The organism is Devosia sp. (genome assembly GCF_030689745.1).
Classification (GTDB): domain Bacteria; phylum Pseudomonadota; class Alphaproteobacteria; order Rhizobiales; family Devosiaceae; genus Devosia; species Devosia alba.
Genome location: NZ_JAUYGL010000229.1, coordinates 1 through 10001 on the forward strand (window position 1 = coordinate 1; position 10001 = coordinate 10001).

Genomic DNA, 10001 nt, shown 5'->3' on the forward strand with positions numbered 1-10001 from the left:
CGAGCGCAAGATAGATCAGGCTAAAACAATAAACTCTCATCGTGTCCTGTCGGCTAAGGCCGCGCCGCTCGAAGCATCAATCCAGATGGACAATCCCGAAAGCAGCCATAGTGTTTCCGACAGGCATCATGCGCTCAGGTGGGCGTTCTCGCTGATACGTTGGCCGCTCGCGGCATCGAAGACGTATACCTGGCGCGGCGTAGTGAAGAGCGTCAGTTCATCGCCAGGACTGACATTGTCGTCGCCGCTTATTGTCACGACAGTCGGCTGGCCTGCTATGGACACCGTCACAAAGGTCTGGCCGCCGGTCGGCTCGATTGTGCTGATCCACCCGGTGAGACTGCTTCCCTGGCCGGTTCGTAGAAAGTGCTCCGGTCGAATACCCACCGTGACCGATTGTCCTTCGGTTGACTTTCCCGCTCCCTCGAAGACAAAGGCCTCCCCAGATGCCGTTCTCGCGGTTCCGTTGACGATCGTTGCATCAAACAAGTTCATCGCCGGCGAGCCGATAAACCCTGCCACGAAAGTGTTGGCGGGCTCACGGTAGAGCTGCATCGGAGAACCGGACTGCTGGATCACTCCCCGGTTCAGTACGACGACCCGGTCTGCCAGCGTCATGGCCTCGACCTGATCGTGTGTGACGTAGACCGAGGTGACACCGACCTTGTTGTGCAGCTGCTTGATCTCGGATCGCATCTGGACACGCAACTTGGCATCCAAATTGGACAGCGGTTCGTCGAACAGGAACACGGAAGGATTGCGGACGACCGCCCGGCCCATGGCCACGCGCTGGCGCTGCCCGCCCGAGAGCTGGCTCGGCTTGCGCTCCAGCAAGGGCCCGAGCTCCAGCATGGTGGCCGCAACCTGCACCCGCCTGTCGATCTCGTCCCGGGGCTTGCCGGCGAGTTCAAGGTTGAAGGCCATGTTGCGGTAGACGCTCATGTGCGGGTAGAGCGCGTAGCTCTGGAACACCATGGCGATGTTGCGTTCCTTGGGCGTAAGGTCATTGACCACTTCGCTGCCGATGACGATCTCGCCCCCACTGATGTCTTCGAGCCCTGCTATCATCCGCAGGATGGTAGACTTGCCGCAACCCGAGGGCCCTACCAGGGCGACGAACTCACCGTCTGCCACGGTAAGGCTGACGCCTTCGATAACCGAAACGGCACCGTAGCTTTTGGCGATATTCCGCAGCTCAAGACCGGCCATGCAGGGCTCCCATTATTTTACGGCGCCAGCGGTGAGACCGGCAATGATATGCTTTTGCGCAGCAAAGAAAACGATGACGGTAGGGGCAATGGTCAGGGTGATGAAGGCCAGGATCAGTTGCCAATCGGTACTGAACTCGCCGCGATAGACCATGATGCCGAGCGGCCAGGGATATTTGGATTCCGAGTTCAGCATGATCAGCGGCAGGATGTAGCTGTTCCAGCTGCCGACAAAGGTGATGATGCCCACCGTGGCAATGATGGGCCGGCTGAGCGGCAGGGTGATGTGCCAGAAAAAGCGGAAATAGCCGGCGCCATCGACAAAGGCGGCGTCGAAGAGTTCGGAGGGCATGCCGCGGAAATAGTTGCGGAACAGCAGGATGCTCATGCCCAGGCCAAAGGCGACCTGGGGCAGCACGACGCCCCAATAGGTATCGAGCAGGCCCAGATCGCGGATGCGGATGAAAAGCGGCAGGATGGCCGTGGCGGCGGGGAACATCAGCCCGATCAGGAAATAGTTGAGCAGGTGATCCGAGCCGAAAAAGCGGACATGGGCAAAGACGAAGGCGGCCATGGCGGCAAGGGTCAACACGAGAAAGACGGTGAGCCCGGCAATCAGCAGAGAATTGCCCATTTGCAGCCAGTAGCGCTGACTCAACAGGATATCGGTGTAGTTCGAGACCATCCAGGTCTGTGGCAGGCCGAAGGCATTACCGCGCAGATCGCCCAGCGTCTTGAAGCCGCCGAGCGCGGTGGTGATCAGGGGCACCAGCACGACGGCGGCGACGATGAGCAGCGCCGCGTAGAAATAGGTCCTGGTCTTGGTACCAAGGCTGCGACCGCTGGACGGAGCGATGGCGGCGTCGATGGGGGTGGCGGTGTCAGTCATTTTTCATGAATACCCGCTTGTAGCTGAAGGCCAGCGTGACGCAGATGATGAAGAGCACCACGCCGACGGCCGAGCCAAAGCCCACCTGCATGCGCATGACGCCGAAGCTGTAGAGGAAGGTCACGAGGGTCTGGGTGGAGTTGGAAGGGCCGCCCCCGGTCAACGGCATGATCATGTCAAAGAGCTGCAGCGAGCCGACCACGGCAAAGAAGACTGAGAGGCGCACCGTGGAGCCCAGCAGCGGCAGGGTAACACGGGTGAACTTCTGCCAGCCGGTGGCGCCATCGATATCGGCAGCTTCAAGCACGCTCTTGTCGATGGCCTGCAGGCCGGCAATGAACAGCATCATGTGGAAGCCGAAATATTTCCAGACGATGACGGCCAGCACGGCATAGAAGGCCACGTCCTTGTCGGCGAGCCAGAAGGGCGGGGCCTGGCCGAAAAAGCGCGCGACATTGGCGACGAGGCCGAATTCGCCATCATAGACGAAGCGCCAGATCATGCCCGCGGCGACATCGGCCAGCACATAGGGCAGAAAGAAGATCAGCCGGAAGACCAGCGCGCCCTTGATATGCTTGGTGACCATGGTGGCCAGCCAGAGGGCCAGCGGGATCTGAATGCAGATCGAGACGACGATGATGAGGCCGTTATTGACCAGGGCATTGCGAAAGGCGCTCTGGCGGAAGATCAGCTCGTAATTCTTCCAGCCGACCCATTGGTCGGGCAGACCGTAACCATTCCAATTGAAGAAGGAATACCAGGCCGCCTCCCCCATTGGCAGGATGACGAAGAGGGTGAACAGCAACAGAGCGGGCGGCAGGAACAGTACGATGACGGGCCATTTACCCCGATTGCCAACGCCGCGTCGGCGCATGCGTGTTTTGCCGGTGGGCAGGCTCAATGCGGATGAAGCAAGCTGGCTCATGAGACACGTCCTTCACGCCGGAGACAAGGACGGGCGGCCCAATCCGGACCGCCCGCCAGGCTTACATCTCCATGGAGAAGGCGTCCTGGATCTGCTGCAGCGCCTCTTCAGGCGTCACGCCGCCCGAGACCAGTTCGACCGACATGTCATTGACCACGCGCCCGACATTGGGGCCCAGATCCTGATCGAGATAGTTCTGGTGCCAGGTGGCCTTGGCCATCTGGGCGGCACTATCGGCCAGGCTGGGATCCTTGACGCTGGCGTCCGAACCCAGGGCGGTCGGCAGAGTGCTGTTGCGCTCGGCCAGCACGCTGGCATTCTCGATGGTCAGGAAGTGGATGAAATCCTCGGTTTCGGGCGGGGCGTTGGTGGTCACGACCCAGCCATTGAGACCGCCGAAATCGTCGGTGATCAGGCCGGCACCGCCCTCGACCACGGGGAAGGCAAAGCGGCCGATATTGTCGGAGGCCAGACCCTTGCCATCGGTGGCGGCATTGGCCTGGTTCGATGGCGTTGCCGTATTTTCAAAGGCCAGCATCATGGCTGCACGACCGTCGGCGAAGACGGCCTGAGTGTCGGGCCAGCTGGCGCCGAGATAGCCATCCTGGAAGGGCTCGAGCGCCCCCAGATCAGCCAGCTTCTGGCTGGCGCGCAGGAAGCCCTCGCCCTGGAAGCCTTCACCAGCCTTGGCGGCGGCAAAACCATCCTGACCCAGTTCACGCATGGCCAGATAGCTCCAGAAGAAGTGGATCGGCCACTTGTCGCCACCACCGCCAGCGATCGGGGTAATGCCGGCTTCCTTGAGCGCGCTCACGGCCGCCAGGTATTCATCCCAGGTGGTGATGGCAGCCGCGTCGACGCCGGCCTCTTCGAACAGCGCCTTATTGTAGAAGAACGAGACCAGGCCCGATTGCTGGGGCCCGGCCCAGACCTTGCCATCGATGGACAGGCCATCGACCGCCGCCGGGCTGACGGCATTGCGCCAGGCGCCGCCATCGGCATCCATGGCTGCCGTCAGATCGCGAATAGCGCCGGTTTCGGACTGCGCCTTGAGCACGCCGCCGCCCCAGGTATAGAACATCGAGGGCGCCTCGTTGGACTGCAGCAGCGTCGGCAGCTTGGCCTTGAAAGCCTCGTTTTCCAGGAACTGGAACTCGATGGTGACGTCGGGATTGGCCTCCTCGTAGGCGGCGGCAATGTCCTCCCAGGTCGCGAGGCGATCGGGATTGGCCTCCAGATGCAGCCATTTAATGGTGGTTTGGGCGTTTGCGGGAACGATGGCGGTGAGCATGGCCACCGTGCCGAGGGCAAAAAGCCCCCGCTGCCGCGCAAGGCGGCCAAAAATTCCAGACATGTGCATTCTCCTCCCAGGGTCTACGCCCCGTAACGAAAATCTGCGTCCTTGAGGAACGTAAGTCAAGTCTAAATCATACGTAAAGATCGAGGCCGACTGCTACCGTGCTGCCCAGTTCATGCCGCGCCGCAGGATGGTGCTCATCTGCGGTACCGCGAACTCTCTGGCGACATGGCCGAGCGACGAATAGAAGACCCTCCCGGTTCCGTGTCGACGCTTCCACACGACGGGCATGACGACACCATCGATCCAGGAAGCGTGCTCTGCGGTGAAGGTGGTCGTCGCCAGCACTTCATTGCTGGGGTCGACGTGCATGTAATATTGCTCCGAGCGGTAGGGGAAACTCTCGATCCCCGCCATCACCGGATCATCGGGCCGTGTGACGTCGACCTGGTAGTCAATAATGCTGCCGGGATGGGCCACCCACTGGCCACCGACCATGAACTGATAGTCCACGGCCTCGCGAAAGGCATCGCCCATCCCGCCATGATAGCCAGCCAGCCCCACGCCACCCCGAACAGCCGCTTCCAGATTGCTGACCTCGTCCTTTTCGATCTTGCTCATGGTGAAGATGGGCACAATCAGGCTGTAGTTCCTGATGGCAGGATCGGCGAAAGCCCGGGTCGTGTTCTCGAGGCGGACGTCGAAACCATCCTCCTGGAGGAAGGCACGGATGATCTCCGCACCCTGGCGCGGCTCATGGCCTTCCCAGCCTCCCCAAACGATAAGTGCCTGGCGCATGTGTTTTCCTGTAGCTGTAAGGCGCGAGCGGCGCGGTTAGGCCAATTGGCCGTTCGACAGGGATGTCGAGAGTGGCTCCGGCCGATCGACTGTGGTGGTCATGGTGACGGCCGCGCCCGTTTCTTGCGATGTGCCAAACGCTTCCATGACTTCGAGGACGTGCAAGGCGAGTTGGCCATTGCAGCGATGGGCCCGCCCGCTAACGAGCGCCGCCGCCATATCGGCTAGCCCAATCGAGCGGAAGTTGCCGTCCCAATAGGGATGGTCGGTCGGAACGTTCGTCCACTCTCCGCCTTTTTCAAGCAGTTCGACCTGACCGCCGAAATGGTTCGGATCAGGAACGATCAGCGAACCGTCCGTCCCGTAGATCTCGAGCGGCAGATGCTTGTGGCCGGCCACGTCGAAGCTCATGCTCATTTGCACGACGGCGCCGCTGGCGAAAACCAGCGTGCCGGCGACATGGGTCGGAACATGAACCGGAATGATCTCGCCGGCCCGCTCCTTGGCCGTAATGGTGCGGCTAGAGCGCAGCATGGTCGCAACGCCGAGCACTTGTTTGACCGGGCCCAGAAGATTGACCAGATCGGTGATGTAATAGGGCCCCATGTCCAGCATGGGGCCGCCACCCTGGTCATAGTAGAATGCTGGATTGGGATGCCAACGCTCGTGGCCCGGACACATGAAGTATGCGGTTCCGCCAACGATCTGTCCTAGCACGCCGCTGTCCACTGCGTGACGAGCAGTCTGGTGGGAGCCACCGAGAAAGGTGTCTGGTGCGGACCCGACGCGGACGCCCTTTGCAGATGCCGCCTCGACCAATCGCTTTCCTTCCGAGAAGGTCACGCCGAGCGGTTTTTCTGAGTATACGTGCTTGCCCGCACCGACTGCCCGCAGGCCAACCTCCACGTGAGCGCGTGGAATCGTCAGGTTGAGAATGATGTCGACCGAGGGGTCGGTGAAAATGTCGTCGATGGCGACATCACGCAGGCCGAACTCGGCGGCCCTTGCTTTGGCAGCTTCAGGGTTGAGATCGGCTACTGCCCGGATGTCGAGCACGGGAAAGTTCTGGGCGGCTTTCAGGTACGCGGCCGAGATGTTGCCCAGGCCGACGATACCTATTCCGATCTTGTGCATGATAAATCCATTCGAACTTGATTGTGGTCAGTGTTCCGGATGGCCCCGGAGTTGAAACTTGGCTACCAGTTGGCGATGCGGCCATCGGGCAGGATCGCGTCGAGCGCCGGAATGATTTCGGGCGCATAGGGGTGTCGAGATGCCGCTCGCTCGTCGATTTCGATTCCCAGTCCGGGCGCTTCCGGGATCGACCAGCAACCGTCCGTCAGACCGAACAGATCGTTCTGGCAGATATCACCGAACCAGGGTGCCAGGCCTACGGCTTCTTCCTGGATGACAAAGTTCGGCGTGGCCGCGGCAAACTGCAGGGAAACGGCCCCCGCTATCGGCCCCATTGGATTGTGCGGCATGATCCCCATCGACGCGGCCTCGGCGATCGCAGCGATCCTGCGGCCACCGCTTATTCCGCCGCAATGGGCCAGATCGGGTTGCACATAGGTGACCGCCCGCAACCTGGCGAGTTCGGCATATTCCTGAGTTGTCAGGAGCCGCTCGCCGGTGGCCAAGGGGCAGTCGACCATGCGCGACAGCTGCGCGAGACCTTCCGCATCGCCCGGCTGGATAGGCTCCTCGACGAACATGGGCCGGATCGGGGCTATAACGTCGATGAACGCCTTGGCGGCATGCACGGAATCCGGCCGGCCATGGAAATCGGTCATGATGTCCACTGTCGTGCCGACCCGTTCCCGAATGGCATTGGACAGCTTTTCGACATGCCGTACGGCAGGCAGCGGCGCGTCGTATCCCGAGTATGGGACCAAGCCGAGCTTGACCGCTGAATACCCCAGCTCGACGGTTTCCTGAACGGCATCGCAAAACGCGCTGATGTCACGGTGGTCGACCAACCGGTCCTGACGGCCCTGCAATAGATGGGTATAGACGCGAACGCGATCACGGACCCGTCCGCCTAACAACTGCCAGACTGGAACGCCCAGTGCTTTCCCCTTGATGTCCCAGAGCGCCTGTTCGATACCGGAGAGCGCAGTCAGCCCGATTGACCCCAGTGGCCAGAAACTGAACCGGCGCATCTTCTGGACGATATGTTCGATGCGGTGCGGGTCCTCGCCGATGACGAAGCCGCTGAGATCATCGACAGCACCCGAGACGGCCTTGGTCTTCCACTCCAGTGTCGCTTCACCCCAGCCGTGCAGGCCGTCCTGGTCCGTCAGGACCTTGACGAAGATCCAGTTGCGATGGATGGCGTTAACGACGAGTGTTTCGATGGCGGTGATTTTCATCTCGAAGCCGGATTCCCGGCCCGAGACATTCCGCTCGGGCCTGTTGGCCCTTTCGGCTTGGCAAGCATCTATGCAAAGTTCTCCCTGCACCGTCACGTTCGACTGGACTGATCAGTGCAGGTAGAGACATTGCATGTCTTTACATCATATGTAAGAACCAAAATGAGATCTGTCGGATGTTGATTGCCCAAACAAGAACCTTGCAGTTACCGGTCATGCCGGGTGACGCACTGCCGAACGGGGCAGCGAAGCGGGCGGTAGACATCCTTGGAAGAAGGATCGCAAACGACGCCTACCTCCCGGGGCAAACGATGCCGACAGAGCCGGAACTGGCCGAATCCCTCGAAGTCAGCCGAGCCACCGTCCGCGATGCCATTAAGGTCCTGTCGGGAAAAGGGTTGGTGCGGACAGCGCGGCGCTACGGCACCCGGGTTCGAGCCGTCGAGGAGTGGAACCTGCTCGATGCGGATGTGGTTTCGTGGCACGAACATGGGCACCCCCGCCTGGCGGTCATGTTCGCCGAAACTACCGAGTTGCGCATCATACTGGAACCTGCCGCAGCGGCACTAGCGGCCGAACGGGCAACGGCCGATCAGATCGACACCATTCTCGAGGCTGCCCTGGCGTTGCATCCGGAGCAGGACGACGTGCAGGCCATGTTTGCCGCCGACTGCCGTTTCCACGCCACGATTCTTGACGCCACCGGCAACGGCATGCTGCGTCAGATGCGACAGCTTTTCGTTACCATGCTGCGCATATCCTATGAGTTCAGCGTCCTGGAACGCGTCACCGAGCCGGTCTCGAAGGAAGGTCATATCCGCGTAGCGCAGGCTATCAAATCCCGGAACGGCGCTCTGGCGCATGCGGAAATGGCGAAGATGCTGGAATTGAATCGGCGAGATGCCATTCGGATTGGTCCGGCCCTCCAGAACATTCATTCACACCAAACCTGAGGCTTCAATGCGCTATCTCTATACCACCTTGGGCAAGTTACCGGCGGACCGTTTGGGCATGATCCTCCCGCATGAGCATGTGTTCGTCGATCTCAGGACGCCGGACCAGCCGGGGTACGCCGAAGCGGAAAAGGAAAGCGTCGTCTCCCTGATGGTCCCTCAGATCGAGGCAATCAAGGCCCTCGGCGTCACCGCGCTGGTGGAGTGCTCTACTGGTGGCGTGGGCCGCCGGGCGGACCTCGATCTGGCGGTCAGCATCGCAGCCGATTTTCCTATTGTGGTGCCGACCGGGATTTACCGGGAGCCCTGGATCCCGGCGTGGGTTCGTGATGCTAGCGAAGAGGCATTGTACCAGTGGATGGTAGACGAGCTCGATACAGGGATCGAGGAGACAGGCTTTCGAGCCGGATGGATCAAGATCAGCGCCGGGGATGACGGCATTACGCCTCTGGAGACCAGAATTCTACGAGCAGCAACCCAAGCTTCGAAAAAGACTGGAGCCCTGATCGGCAGCCACACCATCCGCGGGTCTGTTGTCATGGACCAGCTCGATATCATAAAAGAAGAGGGTGGTTCGCCGGAACGCTTCTTGTCAATCCACACTCATGCCGAGCCAGATTTTGCCTTGCACAAAGCTATCGTGGCTCGCGGAGCTTGGATCGAGTATGACAACATCGGCGCCGTTCCTGTCGAGGAGAGCGCCGCGCTGATTATGCGCGCGCTCGACGCAGGGCTAGTCAATCACTTGCTGGTAAGCCACGACCGTGGATGGTACGATCCAGCTCAGCCAAACGGCGGTGTGCCTAAGCCGTATACCGTGGTGAATACGGAACTGCTGCCCCTGTTGAAGCGCTCAGGTGTTACGTCTGATACCGTCGTACAGTTGTTCCACAAGAACCCGTTCGCAGCCTTTTCACGGAGGTGACAAAGGTGCGTTTAGCAAACCAATAAGCCAACGCTATTGGATCTGCAGCTCGCAGCTTGGATATAGTCTGCTCTATCGCTCTGACCCGAACGTCTGGTGGAAGTCCAAGCAGGCCGATCCAGCGGCTGCTTACCAGTACTGGGAACCGAGAGCTGCCCGCCGGGGCGCCATGAGCCCGCTCACACTCACTGTGACAGCCATCGAGAGCGTCGATGTTGGCTGAGGCCGCTTCAGAAAGACTAGATCCAGTCCGCAGAAACGGCGCTGCCACTGACACCGCGGCAATCTCCAAAAAAATGGATGTCAGCGAAGAACCCAGGTCGGCGGGCAAGACTTCCTGCGCCACCTTTCGGTCATGATCGATGGCCAGCAATCCTATCTGTCCGCAGAAAATAGGATCATGCGTTCGTCGCGCCAAAATCCGACAACGAATTCAAAGCTGGCCTACAGCAAAATCGCGATTCCCGGTCGGCGCATAGGGTGTCTTTGCGCCAGATCAAGGACAGCGCGTTTTTTATCCTGCATGTCGACACCGGATGGGCTAGTTTGCCTGCACCTGGAATGAGGCAAACAAGTATGATTGCAGATCTGACGCGAGCCGAGCGGCTCTGGGCAATGCTGATCCTTGGCGGGT

Annotated in this window: 9 protein-coding genes; 2 read left to right on the top strand and 7 right to left on the bottom strand. The window is 60.4% G+C overall.

Going from position 1 to position 10001, the window contains the following annotated elements; all coding sequences use genetic code 11:
- Nucleotides 1–126 precede the first annotated feature (126 nt).
- From Q8O80_RS20210 to dgoD, 7 genes are all read right to left on the bottom strand, one after another.
- Complete coding sequence (locus Q8O80_RS20210; RefSeq protein ID WP_305582695.1) at nt 127–1209, bottom strand: ABC transporter ATP-binding protein; 1083 nt, start codon at nt 1207–1209, stop codon at nt 127–129.
- Nucleotides 1210–1221: 12 nt separating this feature from the next.
- Nucleotides 1222–2097 carry a carbohydrate ABC transporter permease gene (locus tag Q8O80_RS20215; protein WP_305582697.1) on the bottom strand — a complete coding sequence of 292 codons (876 nt, stop codon included), beginning with the start codon at nt 2095–2097 and terminating at the stop codon, nt 1222–1224.
- Nucleotides 2090–2971, bottom strand: a complete 882-nt coding sequence (locus Q8O80_RS20220; protein ID WP_305582711.1) for a carbohydrate ABC transporter permease — start codon at nt 2969–2971, stop codon at nt 2090–2092. Before Q8O80_RS20220 ends, Q8O80_RS20215 begins: the two co-directional genes overlap by 8 nt.
- A 112-nt stretch (nt 2972–3083) precedes the next feature.
- Nucleotides 3084–4376: an extracellular solute-binding protein gene (locus Q8O80_RS20225; protein ID WP_305582699.1), complete on the bottom strand. Its 1293-nt coding sequence runs from the start codon at nt 4374–4376 to the stop codon at nt 3084–3086.
- 99 nt (nt 4377–4475) lie between these two features.
- Complete coding sequence (locus tag Q8O80_RS20230; RefSeq protein WP_305582701.1) at nt 4476–5117, bottom strand: ThuA domain-containing protein; 642 nt, start codon at nt 5115–5117, stop codon at nt 4476–4478.
- 36 nt (nt 5118–5153) lie between these two features.
- Nucleotides 5154–6251, bottom strand: a complete 1098-nt coding sequence (locus tag Q8O80_RS20235; protein ID WP_305582703.1) for a Gfo/Idh/MocA family protein — start codon at nt 6249–6251, stop codon at nt 5154–5156.
- Nucleotides 6252–6313: 62 nt separating this feature from the next.
- Entirely contained in the window at nt 6314–7489 is a 1176-nt protein-coding gene (gene dgoD, locus Q8O80_RS20240) for a galactonate dehydratase (protein WP_305582705.1), read from the bottom strand.
- Nucleotides 7490–7665: 176 nt separating this feature from the next.
- Between dgoD and Q8O80_RS20245 the strand changes: the two genes are divergently transcribed.
- On the top strand, nt 7666–8442 hold the full coding sequence (locus tag Q8O80_RS20245) for a FadR/GntR family transcriptional regulator (protein WP_305582707.1): 777 nt from the start codon (nt 7666–7668) through the stop codon (nt 8440–8442).
- A 7-nt stretch (nt 8443–8449) separates the two neighbouring features.
- On the top strand, nt 8450–9367 hold the full coding sequence (locus Q8O80_RS20250) for a phosphotriesterase (RefSeq protein WP_305582709.1): 918 nt from the start codon (nt 8450–8452) through the stop codon (nt 9365–9367).
- Nucleotides 9368–10001: the final 634 nt, after the last annotated feature.